Annotated in this window: 17 protein-coding genes; 11 read left to right on the forward strand and 6 right to left on the reverse strand. The window is 61.9% G+C overall.

Annotation, left to right across the window (positions count from 1 at the left end; genetic code table 11):
* Position 1 precedes the first annotated feature (1 nt).
* Together C6558_RS04195 and C6558_RS04200 are read right to left on the reverse strand one after the other, a co-directional pair.
* Complete coding sequence (locus C6558_RS04195; RefSeq protein ID WP_025426156.1) at positions 2 to 607, reverse strand: energy-coupling factor transporter transmembrane protein EcfT; 606 nt, start codon at positions 605 to 607, stop codon at positions 2 to 4.
* The gene (locus C6558_RS04200) at positions 601 to 1,281 is read right to left on the reverse strand and encodes an energy-coupling factor ABC transporter ATP-binding protein (RefSeq protein WP_025426157.1); all 681 of its coding nucleotides are present in this window, start codon (positions 1,279 to 1,281) and stop codon (positions 601 to 603) included. Before C6558_RS04200 ends, C6558_RS04195 begins: the two co-directional genes overlap by 7 nt.
* A 113-nt stretch (positions 1,282 to 1,394) precedes the next feature.
* Here C6558_RS04200 and C6558_RS04205 point away from each other — a divergent pair, with 113 nt between their 5' ends.
* Positions 1,395 to 2,594 (forward strand): winged helix-turn-helix domain-containing protein, encoded by a 1,200-nt coding sequence (locus C6558_RS04205; protein ID WP_025426158.1) that lies wholly within the window; start codon positions 1,395 to 1,397, stop codon positions 2,592 to 2,594.
* A 77-nt stretch (positions 2,595 to 2,671) separates the two neighbouring features.
* A complete protein-coding gene (gene tldD, locus C6558_RS04210) occupies positions 2,672 to 4,087 on the forward strand; it encodes a metalloprotease TldD (RefSeq protein ID WP_057211534.1) in 1,416 nt (471 codons plus the stop codon).
* A gap of 14 nt (positions 4,088 to 4,101) precedes the next feature.
* Here tldD and C6558_RS04215 read toward each other — a convergent pair whose 3' ends face one another.
* A complete protein-coding gene (locus C6558_RS04215) occupies positions 4,102 to 5,367 on the reverse strand; it encodes a D-alanyl-D-alanine carboxypeptidase family protein (RefSeq protein WP_025426160.1) in 1,266 nt (421 codons plus the stop codon).
* Positions 5,368 to 5,691: 324 nt separating this feature from the next.
* Between C6558_RS04215 and C6558_RS04220 the strand changes: the two genes are divergently transcribed.
* Positions 5,692 to 6,741, forward strand: a complete 1,050-nt coding sequence (locus C6558_RS04220; RefSeq protein ID WP_025426161.1) for a polysaccharide deacetylase family protein — start codon at positions 5,692 to 5,694, stop codon at positions 6,739 to 6,741.
* Positions 6,742 to 6,859: 118 nt separating this feature from the next.
* On the opposite strand, the gene pdxH is transcribed toward C6558_RS04220, so the two are convergent.
* Positions 6,860 to 7,480 carry a pyridoxamine 5'-phosphate oxidase gene (gene pdxH, locus C6558_RS04225; protein WP_025426162.1) on the reverse strand — a complete coding sequence of 207 codons (621 nt, stop codon included), beginning with the start codon at positions 7,478 to 7,480 and terminating at the stop codon, positions 6,860 to 6,862.
* A gap of 140 nt (positions 7,481 to 7,620) precedes the next feature.
* On the opposite strand from pdxH, the gene C6558_RS04230 reads away from it, so the two are divergent.
* From C6558_RS04230 to C6558_RS04245, 4 genes are all read left to right on the forward strand, one after another.
* Positions 7,621 to 8,073, forward strand: coding sequence for an RT0821/Lpp0805 family surface protein (locus C6558_RS04230; RefSeq protein ID WP_025426163.1), 453 nt, complete (start codon positions 7,621 to 7,623; stop codon positions 8,071 to 8,073).
* Positions 8,074 to 8,285: 212 nt separating this feature from the next.
* Positions 8,286 to 9,344 (forward strand): DnaJ C-terminal domain-containing protein, encoded by a 1,059-nt coding sequence (locus C6558_RS04235; RefSeq protein ID WP_025426164.1) that lies wholly within the window; start codon positions 8,286 to 8,288, stop codon positions 9,342 to 9,344.
* Between the two features lie 205 nt (positions 9,345 to 9,549).
* Positions 9,550 to 10,368 (forward strand): enoyl-ACP reductase FabI, encoded by an 819-nt coding sequence (fabI, locus tag C6558_RS04240; protein ID WP_025426165.1) that lies wholly within the window; start codon positions 9,550 to 9,552, stop codon positions 10,366 to 10,368.
* A 49-nt stretch (positions 10,369 to 10,417) separates the two neighbouring features.
* Positions 10,418 to 11,002 (forward strand): histidine phosphatase family protein, encoded by a 585-nt coding sequence (locus C6558_RS04245; protein WP_025426166.1) that lies wholly within the window; start codon positions 10,418 to 10,420, stop codon positions 11,000 to 11,002.
* A 157-nt stretch (positions 11,003 to 11,159) separates the two neighbouring features.
* Here the strand turns inward: C6558_RS04245 and C6558_RS04250 are convergent, their stop codons facing one another.
* On the reverse strand, positions 11,160 to 11,420 hold the full coding sequence (locus C6558_RS04250; RefSeq protein ID WP_025426167.1) for a DUF1344 domain-containing protein: 261 nt from the start codon (positions 11,418 to 11,420) through the stop codon (positions 11,160 to 11,162).
* A 297-nt stretch (positions 11,421 to 11,717) separates the two neighbouring features.
* On the opposite strand from C6558_RS04250, the gene C6558_RS04255 reads away from it, so the two are divergent.
* From C6558_RS04255 to ribB, 3 genes are all read left to right on the forward strand, one after another.
* The gene (locus C6558_RS04255; RefSeq protein WP_057221513.1) at positions 11,718 to 14,897 is read left to right on the forward strand and encodes an EAL domain-containing protein; all 3,180 of its coding nucleotides are present in this window, start codon (positions 11,718 to 11,720) and stop codon (positions 14,895 to 14,897) included.
* Positions 14,898 to 15,119: 222 nt separating this feature from the next.
* A complete protein-coding gene (gene aroC, locus C6558_RS04260; RefSeq protein WP_025426168.1) occupies positions 15,120 to 16,220 on the forward strand; it encodes a chorismate synthase in 1,101 nt (366 codons plus the stop codon).
* Between the two features lie 113 nt (positions 16,221 to 16,333).
* Entirely contained in the window at positions 16,334 to 17,434 is a 1,101-nt protein-coding gene (ribB, locus tag C6558_RS04265; protein WP_025426169.1) for a 3,4-dihydroxy-2-butanone-4-phosphate synthase, read from the forward strand.
* 142 nt (positions 17,435 to 17,576) lie between these two features.
* On the opposite strand, the gene C6558_RS04270 is transcribed toward ribB, so the two are convergent.
* Positions 17,577 to 18,107, reverse strand: coding sequence for an invasion associated locus B family protein (locus C6558_RS04270; RefSeq protein ID WP_025426170.1), 531 nt, complete (start codon positions 18,105 to 18,107; stop codon positions 17,577 to 17,579).
* A gap of 355 nt (positions 18,108 to 18,462) precedes the next feature.
* On the opposite strand from C6558_RS04270, the gene coxB reads away from it, so the two are divergent.
* Positions 18,463 to 19,347: a cytochrome c oxidase subunit II gene (gene coxB / locus C6558_RS04275; protein WP_025426171.1), complete on the forward strand. Its 885-nt coding sequence runs from the start codon at positions 18,463 to 18,465 to the stop codon at positions 19,345 to 19,347.
* Positions 19,348 to 19,349: the final 2 nt, after the last annotated feature.

The raw sequence follows: 19,349 nt of genomic DNA on the forward strand, positions 1-19,349 counted from the left end.
TTTATTGACGGCGAAAACCACGCGCGTCAATCGCCGCGGCGATCGTATCCGCATCTTTGAGCGTCAGGATGATCAGTGGTCCGATGATCGTCAACGGTCGCACCGGCAGCCCACGCGCCCGGTGTGCTTCGCGAATGGCCTGATAGCGCGTGAAAATGTCTGGCACAAAGCGCAGGACGAGCCCAAGCGCCAGGCTGACATCGGCAGCGCGCACCCAGCCCAGGCGTTCGAAGGGCGTCAGCAGCACCGTGATCTCGTCCATGAAGCCGCCGATCGTCGTCGTTGCGGTCACGGCAGCGGCGAAAAGCACCAGGGCCATCAGGCGCAGGGTCAAGACGGCGACTTCGTTCAAGGGGAGAAGGAAGAGGTTCACGGCCGCGAGAAAGAAGATCGTGAAGAAGACGAAGCCGACGCGTTTCAGCGCTTCGCGCCAGGAAAGGCCGACCGAGAGATAGAGCCCGCCGGAAATCACAAAGGCGATCAGCTGCACGACGAGCGAGCTGGTGAGGAAAAGCAGGATGCTGAGCGCCACCAGTGCCAAAAGCTTCGCACGCACCGGCAGCCGGTGCAGCCAGCTGTTGCCCTCGATGTGCAGGCTCGTCAGCATCCGGCGATCTCGTGGTAGTGGCGGATCGTTTCCTGCGGCGCGCCATCGGCGGCAAGCCGTCCTTCGTGGAAGAGCAGCAGGCGCTCGACATTTTCGACCAGCGGCAGGTCGTGGGTGATGACCAGCGTGTCTTCGTCAAGTGTCGCGATCGTGTCGGCGACGCGCCGCCGGTTGCGTAGGTCGAGCTGGTTGGTCGGCTCGTCGAGGATCAGGATTTTGGGATCGGTGACGACGACGCTGGCCATGGCGATCAGCTGGGTCTCGCCGCCGGAGAGTTCGTGAACCCGGCGCCGCGCCAGGTGCTCGACGCCGAAGCGCGACAGCACCGCTTGCGTCCGCTTGTCGATTTCCTCGCCTTTGAGGCCGCGGTTCTTCAGGCCGAAGCCGATGTCATCGGCAACGACGGGCATGATCAGCTGGTGCTGCGGATTCTGGAAGATGAAGCCGGCTTCGGAAAGCACGGCGCGCTCGTCCTTGACCGTATCGAGGCCATTGACGGTGACGCTGCCGGCAGAAGGTTTGACTAGACCGTTGATCAGCCGCGCGAAGGTTGTCTTACCGGAGCCATTGAGGCCGATAATGCCGACACGCCTTTCGGTGATCGTCAGCGTCAGCGGCTGCAGCGCCACCCGTTCGCCGAAGCGGACCGAGCAATCGGTAAAGCGGATGTCCATCCCGTCCCTCGCGGTTTGCGGTTGCTCTATAGGCCAAGTCGGCGGACAAGGGCAATGCGCTTTGCGCCAAGGTTCCGTTTGAAATATGGGAATAAAAGCCTACTCTTTCTCCCATGACGATTCGGCTCTCCAATAGCGATGCCCGGCGCATCTTCCTCGCAAAGCAGGGCCTTTCCGGCGCGCCGCACCGCGCGCTCGGCAAGGATGGCCTACTGAAGCTGATCCATGACATCGGCTTCGTTCAGGTTGACAGCATCGCGACGGTGGAACGCGCCCATCATCAGATCCTGTTCTCGCGCAACCAGACCTATCGCCGCGAACATTTGACATCGCTGCTTGAAGACGACCGCGAACTGTTCGAGCACTGGACCCATGACGCTTCGATCATCCCCAGCAGCTTCTACCGCTACTGGAAGCACCGCTTCAAATGGGAAGGCGAGACCATCGTCGACCGTTGGAGCAAGTGGCGCGGCGAGGGATTTGAAAAAGGCTGCGACGAAACCTACGAGCGCATCGCCAAGGGCGGTCCCGTGCTTGCCCGCGACCTCAAGGAGGCCGAACACGAGTCCGGCGGCTGGTGGAACTGGCATCCGTCGAAGACTGCGCTTGAGGTGCTGTGGCGCACCGGCAAGCTGGCGATCGCCAGGCGCGAGAATTTCCAGAAGGTCTACGACCTGACAGAGCGGGTGATCCCGCCGCACCACCAGGATGGCGAGGTGGAGCATCACGAGTTCATAGACTGGGCCTGCCGCAGCGCCCTTGAACGCTTGGGCTTTGCCACCCACGGCGAAATCGCCGCGTTCTGGGATCTGGTCTCTCCGGACGAAGCGAAGGCCTGGGTGGCGGAACATCGCGACGAACTGATCGACGTGTCGATCGAGCCGATCGACGGCGGCAAGCCACGGTCGTCCTATGCGCTTGCGGGTTTTCCTGACGAGCTTGGCGATATTCCCGACCCGCCGGGCCGCGTGCGCGTGCTGAGCCCGTTCGATCCGTTGCTGCGCGACCGCAATCGCACCGAGCGGCTGTTCGGCTTCTTCTATCGCATCGAGATCTTCGTGCCTGAGCCGAAGCGGGAATACGGCTACTATGTCTTCCCGCTGATCGAAGGCGATCGCCTGATCGGCCGCATCGACATGAAGGCCGACCGCAAGCGCGGCAGTCTCGATGTGCGCCGGCTCTGGCTGGAGCGTGGCGTCAAGCCGTCCTCTGGGCGCATGGAGCGCATAGATGCAGAACTCGAACGCGTCGCCCGCTTCGCCGGGGTCGAGCGCATCGAACGCCTCGATGGCTGGAACGCTTCGCTCTCCTGATCGATATTTTTCTTGGCTTGAACCGCTCGCCTTCCTAAATGGAGGCCATCGAACTTATGACGCGGGAGCGCACGACTATGAACACCGATCTGATGAGCCTCTTCGATGCCGACGAGGCAGCGATCCGCAAGGTTCTGTCGGAGACGCTTGCCGGCGCCGACGATGGTGAGCTGTTTCTCGAACATGCCCAGGCCGAAGTGCTCTCCTTCGACAACGGCCGGCTGAAGGGCGGCAGCTTCAACACCGACCAGGGTTTTGGTCTGCGTGCGGTCGCCGGCGAATCGGTCGGCTATGCCCATGCCGGTGAGCTGTCGCTGGCAGCACTTCGCCGTGCCGCCGATGCAGTCGGCCAGGTGACGCGCGGTTATGCCGGCTCCTATGCCGCAGCGCCGCAACGCACCAACACGAAGCTCTATGGCGACGAAAACCCGATCGGCGAGCCGAGCTTTGAGGCGAAGGTCGCGCTTCTGCAGGAAATCGACGCCTATCTGCGTGCACGCGATCCCAAGGTCAGGCAGGTGACGGCCTCGATCGCCGCAAGCTGGCAGCTGGTCGATATCCTGCGCGCCGATGGCCACCGGGTTCAGGACATCAGGCCGATGACGCGCATCAACATCTCCGTGGTTGCCGGCGATGGCGACCGTCAGGAAAGCGGCTCCTACGGCATCGGCGGACGCCGCGGCTTCGGCGACTTCATCACCGAGGAGAACTGGAAGAAGGGTGCCGACGAGGCACTACGCCAGGCGCTCGTCAATCTCGACGCGATCGATGCGCCGGCCGGTACCCTGGACGTGGTGTTGGCCTCGGGTTGGCCGGGTGTGATGCTGCACGAAGCCGTCGGCCACGGCCTTGAAGGCGACTTCAACCGCAAGAAGACCTCCGCTTTTGCCGGCCTGCTCGGCGAGCAGGTTGCTGCCAAGGGTGTGACAGTCGTCGATGACGGTACGATCGAGGCCCGGCGTGGCTCGATCTCGATCGATGATGAGGGCACGCCATCGGGCTACAACGTGTTGATCGAGGACGGCAAGCTCGTTGGCTACATGCAGGACCGGCAGAACGCCCGGCTGATGGGCATGCAGCCGACCGGCAACGGCCGGCGCCAGGGTTATGCCCATGTGCCGATGCCGCGCATGACCAACACCTACATGCTGTCCGGCGACCGGACGCCCGAGGAAATCATCGCCTCGGTGAAGAAGGGCATCTATGCCGTCTCCTTCGGTGGTGGCCAGGTGGACATCACCTCCGGCAAGTTCGTCTTCGGCTGCACCGAGGCCTACATGATCGAGAACGGCAAGATCGGCGCGCCGGTCAAGGGCGCGATGCTGATCGGCAATGGCCCCGACGCGATGAAGCGCGTGACGATGGTTGGCAACGACACCAAGCTCGACACCGGCATCGGCAACTGCGGCAAGGCCGGGCAATGGTTGCCGGTCGGCGTCGGCCAGCCGCATCTGCGCATGGACCAGATCACCGTCGGCGGCACGCAGGCCTAAGGCCGATGGCTCCCTTAGCCTCGCGAGGGCAGCAGCACGCAGTCGTAGGAGCGCTTCTTCAGCGCGCTGCAGGCGGAAGCGGCAGCATCACGGCTGCTGAAGCCGACGAAGCGGGCGCGATAGATGGTGCCGGCGCCTTCGCCCACCGCTTCCGTATAGGGAGACGCCTCCGCCAGCATGTCGCCTCCGGCTGCTTGCGCCTGTGCCAGAAGCGCGCGGGCCGCTTCAGCCGAAGGTGCCGCCGAGATCTGGATCTGCCAGCGGCCGGCGGCTGGAACGACAGCGGCGTTTTCCTCTTCGACCATGGCCGTCGGCCGTTCGGCCGGCACGACCGTCGTGGATGACGCGGCGATCAATGCCGCAACGCTGTCGCCCTTGGCACGATGGGCTGCCGTGAAGGGCAGCGGCACGTCCGACATCGTGGCGGCAGATGCGACCTCGACCTCAGCTGCAGCAGCACTCCGCGTCTTGGCAGCGGCCACCAACTGGCGGCCATTGGAGGCTTTGCCGACATGGCGGTTGAGCAATGCCGCCATCTTGTCGTCGCGGCTGCGCGCCGTGCGCCCGCCCATCACCACGCCGATGACGCGGCGGTTGCCGTCCCTGACGGCACTGACGAGATTGAAGCCGGAGGCATTGGTGTAGCCGGTCTTGATGCCGTCCATGCCGTCATAGCGGTACATCAGGTTGTTATGGCCGCGAATCTTGCGACCGCGAAACGTGAAGCTCGGCGTGGCAAACAGCCGGTATTCCCTGGGGTAATCGCGTATCAGCGCCACCGCGAGCGTCGACATATCGCGTGCTGTGGTCACCTGCCTGCTTGCGGGCAGGCCGGATGCGTTGATGAAGACGGTGCGGCTCATGCCCAGTTGGCGCGCCTTGGCCGTCATTTTCCTGGCGAAGTTCTGCTCCGAACCGCCGAGCCTTTCGCTCATCGCGGCGGCTGCGTCGTTCGCCGAGCGGACGATCATGGCATAGACTGCTTCGCGCACGGTGATCGTGCTACCCGGCTTCAGGCCCAGTTTCATCGGCGGCTGGGCCGCCGCCGCCCTCGATACCTTGATCTTGCTGTCCCAGTTCATGTCGCCGCGCCGGAGCGCCTCGAAGGTGAGGTACAGCGTCATCATCTTGGTGAGCGATGCCGGGTGGTTCAGCGTGTCCGCATTCTCCGACGACAGGACTTTGCCCGTGCGCGCATCGAGCACCAACGAAGCGCTGCCGGCAAACGCCGTCGCAGACCCCAGAGCGAGAGCGCACATCGCCAAAAGGAGGCGGCGGATAGCTTTCATGTCAGTCCCCATCGAAATGCGCCGTCGGACAGGCGCGCTGTGCCTTTTTGTGACAAGGCCGTGTCTTTGCTGCAACTTTGAGGCAGAATGCGATTTCTTCCTGCGACTTTCGTCGGGGTGGTAAACCAGAAATTAACGCCGACGTCCTTCAGCAAGGTTTAACGCTCCCGCCATTAACCTCCATGGTGGTGCACCAGGTCTGGCGCGCCAGGGACACTGTAACGCTTGAAACCCTCCAGACGATCTTCTCCGTAAATCGACCGAGGCGCAAGGAGTTCTGCAGTGATCGATACAGGCTGATTTGAATGGACTGATATGGCGGGTGGGATCACGGCAAGCATCAGGACGAGGGCGCGGCGCGCGGCAATCGCCGGTGGGCTTGAGTTGGCGCACGGTCTAAGCCGCGCTGGCCTGATGCCTGATGCCCGTCGGCGCGGCGCTATTTTCACCCTGCATCACGTCCGCCCGCGGGTTGCCCGGGCCTTTGATCCGAACGCCCATCTCGAAATCACCCCGGAGTTTCTCGATAGGGCCATCACCCGGCTGAAGCGGGACGGCTATCGCTTCATTGCGCTCGACGATTTGCCGACGGCGCTTGCCGACGAGGGTGCAGCGCCCTTCGCCTGCTTCACCCTCGACGACGGGTATCGCAACAATCTCGACCATGCCCAGCCGGTCTTTACGCGGCACGGCGTGCCGTTCACCGTTTTCGTGACCGGCGGGTTCGTCGACCGCACCCATACGCTCTGGTGGGAAACGCTGGCCGATCTGCTCTCGGCAACCACGCAGTTCCGGTTTGATTTCGGTAGCGGCGTGGAGGTACTCAAGGCTGAAAGTAGCGCCGACAAGCACGCGATATTTGGCCGTATGGCCGCCTACATCCACAGTCGCGAGGAAATTGTTTCGGTTGCCGAGCTCGACGCGGCGGCGCTGGAACATGGGATCGATGCGTTGGCTATCACCAAAACGCTGACGCTCGACGAAGCCGGTCTCCGTCTCCTGATTGAAAACCCGCTCGCCAGCCTCGGGGCGCACACCATAAGCCACCGCGCCGTCGCGCGGCTCGGTGATGAACAGGCAAGCCAGGAGATCGAGGCATCCGCCGCCCGCGTCGAAGCCATTGTCGGCCAAAGGCCGCGCAGCTTTGCCTATCCCTATGGGGATCGCCCGGCTGTCTCGCCGCGCGATCAAAGGCTTGCAGCCGATCTCGGCTTTACGGTTGCGGTCACCACCATGCCGGGCACGGTCGCGGCGGCGACGCCGCTAGACGCCTTGCCGCGCATTTCACTTAACGGCCATTTCCAGCGTGCCCGTTACGTTTCGGCGCTCGCCTCGGGCATTCCATTTCGGCTCGGTCGAAGCTAGAATCTTTCCGCTTTAGACGAAACGGAAGCGCTCAAGCTTCTCACTTTTGCGCATTTCCGGGCGGAAAACCGCTGCACACTTTTCCTGGAAATGCTCCAGCCGCCGCCTACCGCGTCCATCATGGGTACATCCGCACCTTTTCCCAGCCACCTTCCGGTGTCTCGCGACGGAACTCCAGGCGGTCGTGCAGTCGGAATGGCCGGTCGTGCCAGAACTCGATCGAGGTCGGGCGGATGCGAAAGCCGGACCAGTATTCCGGACGGGGGATTTCGCCAAGCGCATGGCGGGCCGTGTATTCGGCAACCGCTTTTTCCAACGCGAAGCGGCTTTCGAGCGGACGGGACTGTTTCGAAGCCCAGGCGCCGATGCGGCTGCCGCGCGGTCGCGACTTGAAATATTCGTCCGCCTCGGCCTCCGAGACGATTTCGACAGGCCCGCGCAGCCGTACCTGGCGCCGGAGCGATTTCCAGTGGAAACACATGGCGGCCTTGCGGGCGCCGAGAATTTCGCGGCCCTTCTGGCTTTCGAAATTGGTGTAGAAGACGAAGCCGCGCTCGTCGAAATCCTTGAGCAGAACCATGCGCACATTCGGCAACCCGTCGGGGTCGACGGTCGCCAGCGCCACGGCATTCGGGTCGTTGATCTCGCTGCCTTCCGCGTCTTTCAGCCATGTGCCGAAAAGGGAAAAGGGCTCATTTGCTTCCGTGAAGTCACCGCTTGTTAACTCATTCACCGCCATATTGCCTTCTAACGCCGTGATGTCTGGCGCGGAAACGCTTCGGGATGAGCCCGAGCGGTGTTTCCGCATCGAAAATGTCAGAGCCTGCTTGTTGACTTCCTCGGGAAACGTGCGGCTCTTGCGAGTCTGACAGGATTGCCGTGCAAGACATAGCAAAGTGGATCGATGGCAAGAAGGGGTATTCCTTCTCGGTGATGCGTGGCGCGGCAATTTGCCTGCCCGTGCTCATTATGTCCGGTTGCATGGGAGCCGGCCTCGACATGTTCGGCAGTGGTGTCGATCGCACCGTTTCAACCGGTACCGTTCCCGTTGCCAAAACCTCCGACGGCCTTTCCGATGCGGTCCTGATTCGCAACGCCGTGACCTCAGCCGAACTCGGGCAGGGGTCGCTCAACCCTATTCCCTGGGCAAACGCCACGTCCGGCAGCGCCGGCGTCATCAGCAGCATTCAGGAAGACAACGCCAGCGGCATGCTTTGCCGTCGTTTCACCACGACCCGCCATTCCTATGAGGGCATTGCCAAGTTCGACGGCAGCACCTGCAAGCTCAGCGATGGCGAGTGGTATCTCACCAGCTTCGGTCCGCGCTCCTGAAATCCTGCGTTAACCACGTTTCGGCAAACCGCGGCAGGAACGGTTCGATCGTCGTTTTGACCTGCTCCGTCGTCGCCCCGGCTAACCGATATTTAGCAAGTTCTGCCCATCCTCGCCGCTGAACGGGACGTGCCACAGCACTTGATCCCCGGTTTGAGGCATAAGGCGGGCATCCGGGAGAGGCCGCCGATCAGAGAAGATGGTAGCAAGCCATGCGTGATCCCTATGCAATTCTCGGCGTCCGGCGCACCGCCGGTCAGGACGAAATCAAGGCGGCGTGGCGCTCGGTCGCCAAGGCCATCCATCCCGACCACAATCAGGACGACCCGACTGCCGCCGAGCGCTTTGCCGAAGCAGGCAAGGCCTACGAGCTGCTGCGCGACCCGAAGCTGAGAAGCCGCTACGACTATGCCCGGCGCGAAGCCGAGCTGCGCCGCATGGAGGCGATGAAGGCGAAGATGCGCGGCCCCGAGCCGGAGGAGCAGCCGGTCGATGCGGAAACCGCCGAAGAGGCGGTCTCGCGGATCTTCGGCACAGAGAGCCGTACCAGCGCCGCCAGGCCCGCGCCGAAGCCGGCAGCGGCCAAAGCACCCGAAAGGCCAGCCGCTGCCCCCGAGCCGAAACCCGAGCCTGTCACTGAGCCGAAGCAGGAGGCGGTCGCCAAGACGGAGCCGCCGCTGATGCAGCGTGCCGCAGCACCCGCCGCCGAGCTGGTGGCCGCCATCGTCAGACGCATTCGCGGCCGGGCGGCCAAACCCGCCGACAAGGTTCCAGATCTCGCTGTCGATCTGACCGTCACCATCCAGGACTTGATCGATCGTCAACGCCTGTCCTTGGAATTGCCCGACGGTGAAACCTTCAAGGTCCAGATACCGCCGGGTGCCGTCGACGGACAGACGATCCGCCTGGCGGAGCAGGGCTATCGCGTCACCCGCATGACACGCGGCGACGTCGTCGTCACCCTGCGCGTCGACCAGAGCGGCGATTTCCGAACCAGTGGACTCGATCTGTTCACGACACTGTCCGTCGATCTGCAGAGCGCCGTGCTGGGCTGCGAGCATGTCATCGCTACGCCGATCGGTGAGGCGACCGTTGTCGTTCCGGCCTGGTCCGGGTCGGACAAGGTCATTCGCGTCGACGGCTTCGGGCTGCCGGGTGCCTATGGCGCGCGCGGCGATCTGCTGGTCGAGTTGCGGCTCATTTTGCGCGACACGCCTGATGACAAGGTCACCGACCTCATGAAATCGCTGCGCGACGGCTTTTATTTGTGACGGTTTGCTGACACACTGAACCAATATTACGGGGACTAACAGTTCCTGATCCCGGCCGCGCTTGAACCACCGGAGCGGCTATGCCATAGGCAATTCTCGACAATTTGCCGCACGCGCGCTGACAGCGCAGATCTGGCGTTTTTGAATTTTGTGAAGTCTGGCGTCGGCCATCGTCGATGCCGGCAGATAGTATTGGGGACAATGCATGGCTCAGGCATCGGGTTTGATGAAGGGCAAGCGTGGCGTCATCATGGGCGTCGCGAACAACCGTTCGATTGCATGGGGGATCGCGAAGTCCATCCATGGCCAGGGCGGCGAAGTTGCTCTGACCTATCAGGGTGATGCACTGAAGAAGCGCGTCGAGCCGCTCTTGGCGGAAATCGACGGTTTCATGGCCGGCCACTGCGATGTCAGCGACGAAGCCACCATCGACGAGGTTTTCTCGACGCTTGAAAAGCACTGGGGCAAGATCGACTTCGTCGTTCACGCGATCGGTTTCTCCGACAAGGACGAACTGACCGGGCGCTACGTCGACACGTCGCCGGAAAACTTCGCCAAGACGATGCAGATCTCGGTCTATTCCTTCACCTCGGTCGCCCGGCGCGCTGAAAAGCTGATGACGGACGGCGGCTCGATGCTGACGCTGACGTACTACGGCGCCGAAAAGGTCATGCCGAACTACAACGTCATGGGTGTCGCCAAGGCCGCGCTCGAAGCGAGCGTCAAATACCTGGCGGTCGACCTTGGCCCGAAGAACATCCGCGTCAATGCGATCTCTGCCGGCCCGATCAAGACACTGGCCGCCTCCGGTATCGGCGACTTCCGCTACATCCTGAAGTGGAACGAGTACAACGCACCGCTGCGTCGCACCGTCACCATCGAGGAAGTCGGCGATGTCGGCCTCTACATGCTGTCCGACCTGTCGCGCTCGGTCACGGGTGAGGTTCACCACGCCGACAGCGGCTACCATGTCGTCGGCATGAAGGCGGTAGACGCTCCGGATATCTCCGTCATCAAGGATTGATCGGCGCCGCCGACCGGCCCGAACAGCCTCCTGCCCGGAGCGAAATGTTGTGCTGATCTATGTGATCCGTCACGGACAAACGGACTGGAATGCGGAAAGCCGCCTCCAGGGGCAGAAGGACATCCCTCTCAACGATACCGGCCGCCAGCAGGCGACCGGAAACGGGCTTGCGCTTGGTGCCATCCTCGGCGCCGACGCCGCGCAGTTCGACTTCGTCGCGAGCCCCCTCGGTCGCACCCGCGAAACGATGGAGCGCCTTCGCCGGGCCATGGGTCTTGATCCCACCGCTTACCGCACCGACGACCGGCTGAAGGAAGTCTCCTTCGGCGATTGGGAAGGTTTTACGCTACCGGAGCTGAAACGGTCCGTGCCGGAGCGCATCGCCGAGCGACGCAAAGTGAAATGGGATTTCATCCCGCCCGGCAATGATGCCGAAAGCTACGAGATCCTGTCCTGGCGGATTGCCGCATGGCTCAAGGACGTGAGCAAGCCGACGGTCTGCGTCAGCCATGGCGGCGTCATCCGTGCGCTGTTCAAGCTTTTTGGTGAGATGGACGAAGATGAGGCGGCTTCTGCTGCCATCCCGCAGGATCGTCTGTTGCGGATTGCCGGAAATTCCATCGGCTGGATCTGAGGCTTCCGTCCTGAACGGACCGGTAGAAATGCTCTACCTTTTTGTTTCCACGCATTTCCTGACGGAAAACCGCTTCGCACCTTTCCTGGAAAGCTCTGACGAAGCCGGGTCAGCACACCCGCCCCTCAAGGGGCGGGACTTGGGTTCTTAAATAGTCTTACTGAACGATTTCCAGATCGTTGATCACGCGCTTGCCGTCGACCTCAGTGTAGAACACGAGAACTTTGACGCCGGCGGTGAGACCTTCAAAATTGAATTCTTCAGGCGCCTGATAGCTTTTGCCGTCGTCGAGCTGAAGGCTGAGGCGATCGGTATCGACCCCGGTAATAACGGCCTCTACATCGGCACTTTCGGCAACGGCCGACAAAGGCGCAAGCAAGCCGGCGGTAGCCATGAGCGCGGCAATGACAAAACGCATCTTTCTTGCCCTTTTCAATGTATCTGCGATTATTCTTGTCATCACCCTTTGATCCCCGATTGTGGCAAAAATTGCCTTGCACCGTAGCTTTTGACAGGCTTTCCCTCCATTTCGGGGATGCCCGGCCGGTTGATGGAGACTGAACGCCAAACGTGCAGTTTTCAAGCATTCCGCCGGCTGAGCCGGCGGTGCATCAGCACTGTATCCCCATGAATTGTAGGGTTTTCCAAAGAAATGTGACGAAAGCCAATCTTAAGACTCGATCGCTACCTTCGGTTGGGGATCGAGGGGAATAGAGTGAAGATTGTTGACGTTCTGCGCCAACGCATTCGGGCGGCAGCCAGATTTGCGAAACCGTCGCTGATACCGGCCGCCATCGCGGGCATCGTCGTCTTTAGCGGCGGCCATGTCTATGAGCGCCAAAACCGCGAAAACGCCCGCAGTGATCTCAGGATCGACGTCGAGAATGAACTGAACCTCATTGCCAATCGCCTCCAGTCGGAGGTCAATACCAATATTGCGGCCCTCAACGGTTTCGCCAACAGCATTGGTGTCCATCCCGAGATGACCGCCGATGATTTCACCATCATGTCGACCAAATTGCTGCTGCAGAATCCGCAAATGGTGCGTGCGTCGGCGGCCCCGGGCGGCGTTGTTCGCATCGCCTTTCCGCGCGAAAGCCAGCAATGGTTCGTCGGCACCGACTTCAACAAATTCGGGGCGACTCGCCGCGCCGTTGAGCGCGCATCGTCCACGGTAAAACCGGTCATGATCGGGCCGATCCGTTTGCCGAGCGGGCGCAACGGCTTTGAACTCTTCCTGCCGGTCTTCGCCAAGATCCAGGGGCGCATGGAGCGATGGGGCTACGTTGAAGCAATCCTCGATGAAAGGGCTCTCTACCGATCCGCCCGCCTGCTTGAGGAAGGTGTCGAAACGCCGGAATTCACCGGCGACCACCGTCATGTCGACGTGCATCTCGCAATCCGCGACGTGTCGGAACCGGAGCGTATCCAGGATGCCTTCTTCGGTGACGACAGTGTGTTTCGAATGGCACCGGCCAAACGCCAGCTCACTCTGCCTGGTGGTGTCTGGGAGTTGGCGGCGACACCGATCGGCGGCTGGGAAAAGTTGCCCCAAAACAGCAGGGACCTGCGCTTGGCGATCGCGGCGGCGGTCGCCGTCGTTGTCATTCCTATTCTGCTGGCCGGCGGGCTGGTCAACGAGCGCCAGCGCAACATCGCCAAGCTCCGGGCGCGCGAAGGCGAGGTGATGACGCTTTCGCATCGTCTCAACCTGGCGCTCGAAGCTTCCAAGATCGGCATATGGGAGATCGACCAGGCCACGCAGGAGCGCTCCTGGGACGATCGCATGTTCCATCTGCATGGGCTTACGGTCCATGATGACGAGCCGACCTACGATGAATGGCGCTCGACCGTGCACCCGGATGATGTCGGTATCGCCGCCAACGCGCTCTTCCGCAGCCTTGATGAGGGCCTGGAGTACCGCTCGCAGTATCGGGTCGTGCTGGCCGACGACAGCATACGCCATATCCGCAATGTCGGCTCCGGCCATCAGGGGGTTGATGGCCGGTCCAAGATCACCGGCATCAGCTGGGATGTCACCGATGACGTGCTCAAGAATGAAAGGCTTGGGGCTGCCAAGGCCCAGGTTGACCAGCAGAACCTGGAGCTCGAGCAGGCCCTCATGGGGCTTTACGAGCGCGAGCAGGATCTGGAAAAGCTGTCGCGTCGGCTCGATCTGGCGCTCGACAGCTATCGCTGCGGCATGTGGGAAGCGGATCTCGACAGCAACGTCACCTATTGGGACGAGCGCATGCACCAGCTCTACGGGTTGGTCTACACCGACGGCGCAACGAACGAAGCGACATGGCTCAACGCGCTGCATCCCGACGATCGCGGATCCGCGCTATCGGCGGTCAACACGGCGATCGGCGCGCGCGAAACCTATGTACACCAGGCCCGCGTGGTGCTGACGGAGGGCGCTGTCCGCCACATTCGTTCGGTCGGCAAATTGCATGTCTCGCCGGAGGGGCGCAGGAAACTGGTCGGCATCGCGCTTGATGTGACCGACGACGTGGTGATGACCGAGCAATTGCGCGCCGCCAAGGCGATGGCCGACGCCAAGAATGCCGAGCTCGAACAGGCACGCATCCGCATCGAGCACAATTCGCTGCACGATCCGCTGACGGGCCTGGGCAATCGCCGGATGCTGGACAAGGCGCTTGAGCGTCTGACCGGCCAGAACACCGATGCGCTCCAGAGCATTGCCATCCTTCACATCGACCTCGACCGTTTCAAGCAGATCAACGACACGCTCGGCCATGCGGCCGGCGATGCGATGCTGGTTCATGCGTCGGAGATCCTGCGTTCCAACATGGCGCCGGGTGACATGGTGGCGCGCATCGGGGGCGACGAATTCGTCGTCGTCGTCACCGGCGCGCCGGGCGCTGCCGAACTTGCGGCGCTCTGCGATCGGATCATCGCGGAAATGCGCCAGCCCGTCGATTACAACGGATTTCCCTGTCGCTTCGGCGTCAGCATCGGCGTCGCCGTGGCCCGCCAGGCGCATGCCGACGCACGCAAGCTGCTGGTCAATGCCGACATGGCGCTCTACCGGGCGAAGGAAAACGGCCGCAACCGCTATCAGTTCTTTACCCAGATGCTCCAGGCTGAAGTCGTCACCGCCAAGCGCGTCGCCGATGAAATCCTCGAAGGCATCGAGCGCGACGAGTTCGTGCCCTGGTACCAGCCGCAGTTCGACGCCTCGACATTGGCACTCTCCGGTGTGGAAGCGCTCATCCGCTGGCGCCATCCGCGCCAGGGCATTCTGACGCCGGACAAGTTCCTGGCGATCGCCGATGAACTGAACGTCACCGCGGCGCTTGACCGCCTCGTCCTGGAGAAATCGCTGGCCGACCAGATGCGATGGGCGGCTGCCGGTCTGCGGGTGCCGAAGATCTCCGTCAATGTCTCGGCCAAGCGCCTGCAGGACGAGCGGCTACTCGCCTCGCTCGAAGGCTTGAGCATCGTGCCGGGGCAGATTTCCTTCGAGCTGGTGGAGTCGATCTTCCTCGATGAAAGCGACGACATCGTCACCGCCAATATCGAGGGTATCAAGAAGCTCGGTATCGACATCGAGATCGACGATTTCGGCACGGGCCATACGTCTATCGTCAGCCTGCTCAAGATCAAGCCGAAGCGGTTGAAGATCGACCGGCAGCTCGTGGTCCCGGTTCTCGGCGCCCGCACCGAACAGGCGTTGATCCGGTCGATCATCGATATCGCTCGCTCGCTCGGCATCGAGACGGTGGCAGAAGGGGTCGAGACCATGGCACATGCCGAGATGCTCGGCATTCTCGGCTGCGATCTGCTGCAGGGCTATGCCTTCTCGAAGCCGCTGAGCGCAGAGAACTTCTTGGCATTTGCGACAGATCGGGGGTTGAGACTCGCTTCCTGAGGCGCTTGCAAATTCCCGATATATGTCCCGCAAAAATATGCCGCGGTTTCGCGCGACACGCCCAGGAACAAGAGAACTGAAGCGCAACGGGTTGATCTGAAAGATCGCGACGTGCCTAAGCGGTGGTCGGAAAGACTTCCCCCTGTCCCGGCTTTGCACTAAGAGAGGGGCGCCCGTACATGAAACATGTACGTCCGTTGCTTCTCAGAGTTCGGTTGCCTTATGTCGCACAATACCTTCGGTCACCTCTTCCGCGTCACCACCTGGGGCGAAAGCCACGGCCCGGCGCTTGGCTGTGTGGTGGACGGCTGCCCCCCCGGCATTCGTTTCACGCTCGGCGAACTTCAGGCCTGGCTCGACAAGCGCAAACCCGGCCAGTCACGCTTCGTCACGCAGCGCCGTGAGGACGATCTCGTCAAGGTTCTCTCCGGTGTGATGCTGGATGAGGACGGTGAGACGATGATTTCCACCGGCACACCGATCTCGATGCTGATCGAAAACACCGACCAGCGTTCGAAGGATTATTCGGAGATCTCCAAGCGTTATCGCCCGGGGCATGCCGACTACACCTACGACGTCAAATACGGTATTCGCGATTACCGCGGTGGCGGCCGTTCGTCGGCGCGCGAAACGGCGGCGCGCGTTGCTGCCGGCGGCATCGCCCGCAAGGTGGTGCCGGGGCTGGTCGTGCGCGCTGCACTCGTCCAGATCGGCAAGCACAAGATCGACCGCGCCAACTGGGATTGGGCCGAGGTCAACAACAATCCGTTCTTTGCACCGGACCCGGCGATCGTGCCCGTCTGGGAGGCATATCTGGATGGCATCCGCAAGTCCGGCTCGTCCATCGGCGCCGTCGTCGAAGTGGTGGCCGAGGGCGTGCCGGCCGGCATCGGTGCGCCGATCTACGCCAAGCTCGACCAGGACATCGCTGCAAACCTGATGTCGATCAACGCCGTCAAGGGTGTCGAGATCGGCAACGGCTTTGGCGCCGCCGAAATTACCGGCGAGGAAAATGCCGACGAGATGCGCATCGGCGAAGACGGCAAGCCGGTCTTCCTGTCCAACAATGCCGGCGGCATCCTTGGCGGCATTTCGACCGGCCAGCCGGTCATCGCCCGCTTTGCGATCAAGCCGACTTCTTCTATCCTCACCGAGCGTCGTTCGATCGACAGTGACGGTAACGAGGTGGATGTGCGCACCAAGGGACGTCATGACCCCTGTGTCGGCATCCGCGCCGTGCCGATCGGCGAGGCAATGGTTGCCTGCACGATTGCGGATCACTACCTGCGTGACCGCGGCCAGACCGGCCGGCTTACTGCATAACTCCTTAAATCGGGATCGATTTAAGGGCAAAATTATGCAGCAACTCAAAGTGTTACGGCGACCCTTGCGCTCCTAGACAGGCGCGCCGCTGTAAGTAATTCGGGAAGAACAAGATGTCCTATGACCAGAAGCGTGTCGTTGATGCCATCCGTGCCTTCGAAGCCGGCGAGATTGTCGTCGTCACCGACGATGGCGGCCGTGAGAACGAAGGCGACCTGATCGTCGCCGCGGTCCATTGCACGCCGGAGAAAATGGCCTTCATCGTGCGCCACACCTCGGGCATCGTCTGCACGCCGATGCCGCGCGAAGAGGCAAAGCGCCTCAATCTCAATGCCATGGTGGCAGAGAACGACTCGGCGCACACCACCGCCTTTACCGTCTCGGTCGACTTCAAACACGGCACGACAACCGGCATCTCCGCTGACGATCGCACGCTGACGGTGCGCAACCTTGCCAACCCCAATGTCGGCCCGACCGATTTTGTGCGGCCGGGCCACATCTTCCCGCTGGTTGCCCGCGAAGGCGGCGTTCTGATGCGCTCGGGCCACACGGAGGCGGCCGTCGATCTCTGCAAGCTCGCAAGCCTGCCGCCGATCGGCGTCATCTGCGAACTGGTCAATGACGACGGTACCGTCACGCGCGGCCCGCAGGTCAGCGCGTTTGCCGAAAAGCACGGTTTGAAGCAGGTTTCCGTCGCCGACCTGATCGCCTACCGTCAGCGCAAGGAAACGCTGATCGAGCAGGGCGGTTCGTTCGACATCGAGACACCCTACGGCATGGCCAAGGGACATTCCTACTCGCTCCCCTGGGATCCGATGCAACACCTCGCCGTCGTCTTCGGCGACATCCGCGACGGCGTCGACATTCCGGTTCGCCTGCACCTTGAAAATGTCGGTGCCGACGTTTTCGGCAAGGACTGCCAGATCGACCGGATCATGAAGCGCATGGCCGAAGAGGGCAGGGGCGTCATCGTCTATCTGCGCGAAGGCTCGGTCGGCGTCGGCGTGTCGCAGACCGCCCGCAAGGGCAAGCATGAACGCGAAGCCCATGACGAGGCGCAGGCTCGTGAAAGCGAGTGGCTGGAGATCGGCCTCGGCGCACAGATTCTGAAGGATCTCGGCATCAGCTCCATCCGGCTCATCGCCTCACGCGAGCGCCACTATGTCGGCCTCGAAGGCTTCGGCATCAAGATCGCCGCGACAGACATCATCTGACGCTGAGCGATTGCACGTCTGCACACCTCGCAAGCCCGGACGAACATCCGGGCTTTTGCTTTTTTTGCGCGGTTCTTGGTGTTCGAAACGAAAAAGCCGCGCACGAGGCGCGGCTTTGAAAATCGGTCTGTGGCGAGTGCCATCACGGCAGGGCGTCGTAGCCTTCGCCGAAGCCTTTGAGGTCGACCGGAATGCCAATGCCTTCTTCCGGCGACTGGAAGACGATGAAGGTTGCCGTCGCGCCGGAACGGAAGGTCTTCAACAGTTCGTCTTCGAGCACGACCTCGGCATAGCAGCCGTCGGAGAAGCAGCGCACGAAATAGGCGCGGCCGATATCCTTGCCGTCGACGTTGAGGCCAAGGCCGTTCGGCAACAGCACGCCGAGCGGCGCCAGAACGCGCAGGATCTTCGCCTTGCGGTCGGCGGTCTTCAGCACGACGACCGAGAGGCCGACTTCCGGCCGGTCCTCGGCGATGACGTTCTGCATCAGGGCGCATTGGTCGGTTGACGCACCTGCCGGCTGATCGCAGACGATCGACCATGCGCCATGGTTGGACTTGACCGTTCCGGGCGCGCCAGCGGGTTGTTGGGCAGCACTCGCCGTAGGAAGGGCGAGGACGGCAAATCCGAGAGCGGCAAGAGCCGACAGTCGGGAGAAAAGGGGCAGGCCCATGTAAACCTCAAAACGTCGAATCATCAGGGCTATTCTTGAAGCGCGCGGGAGAAAATGAAAAGCCCTGTGGGGTACATTCCAGCGCCATATGGCGGAAATTGGGCTCGCGGAGCGCCATTGTCGCGCTGATGTGGCGTGATAGCGCCGTCAGTGGCGCAGACCGGGACATATAAGTCGATTCGCTGGGGGTTCCGAGGGGTGCCTGTGAGAAAAGTCGCATTTGTGCAAAAATGCCGCATGGGGTTGATTGCACAGATGTTGCGGCGTTGGGCAAACTGTGGTTTGAAGCGCTGCAGTATCGCAGGGATTCTGCGTTCCGGTTTGATCCTGATCAAGCGCATTGGGGAGACATATTGTGAAAAATAAGGCTTATGCAGTTATGGCAGCGCTTGCCTGTCTGCTTTTTGCTTCGAGCGCCTTCGCTGACAAGCCTGTCGATTGGCAGACGAACTTTCAGACGGCTGCGACGGGCATTATGGAAGAGATCACGTGGTTTGAGCACTATACCCTGTGGTTCATCATTCCGATCACTCTTTTTGTCCTCCTGCTGCTGATTGTCGTGGTGGTCAAATTCCGTGAGAGCGTCAACCCGGTTCCCTCCAAGACCAGCCACAACACCGCTATCGAAGTTGTCTGGACCGTTGGTCCGGTCATCATCCTGCTATTCCTGGCGATCCCGTCCTTCCAGCTTCTGACCGCGCAGCTGACGCCGCCGCAGAATCCGGACCTGACGGTCAAGGCGACGGGCAACCAGTGGTACTGGTCCTATGAATATGAAGTCGGCGAAAGCCCGCTCTCCTTCGACAGTCTGCTGATGAAGGAAGAAGATCGTGCGGGTCTCGGCAAGGAAGACAAGGCCGAATACCCGCGTCTGCTCGCCGTCGACAACGAAGTCGTCGTTCCGGTCGGCAAGACCGTTCGTGTGCTCGTCACGGCTGCCGACGTCATCCACGCTTTCGCAATGCCTGCCTTCGGCGTTAAGATCGATGCCGTTCCCGGCCGCCTGAACGAAACCTGGTTCAAGGCTGACCGCGAAGGCCTCTATTACGGCCAGTGTTCCGAGCTCTGCGGCAAGGACCACGCCTATATGCCGATCGCCATCCGCGTTGTTTCGCAGGAAAAATACGACGCCTGGCTCGCTGCCGCCGCAACCAATATCGGCGATGCGAACAAGGCGCTCATGGCGTCCATCGACGGCGCGGCCAAGGCCGTTGACGTCGCTGCCAACGCCGCACAGTAATC

The organism is Ensifer sp. NM-2, from assembly GCF_003024455.1.
GTDB lineage: Bacteria > Pseudomonadota > Alphaproteobacteria > Rhizobiales > Rhizobiaceae > Ensifer > Ensifer canadensis.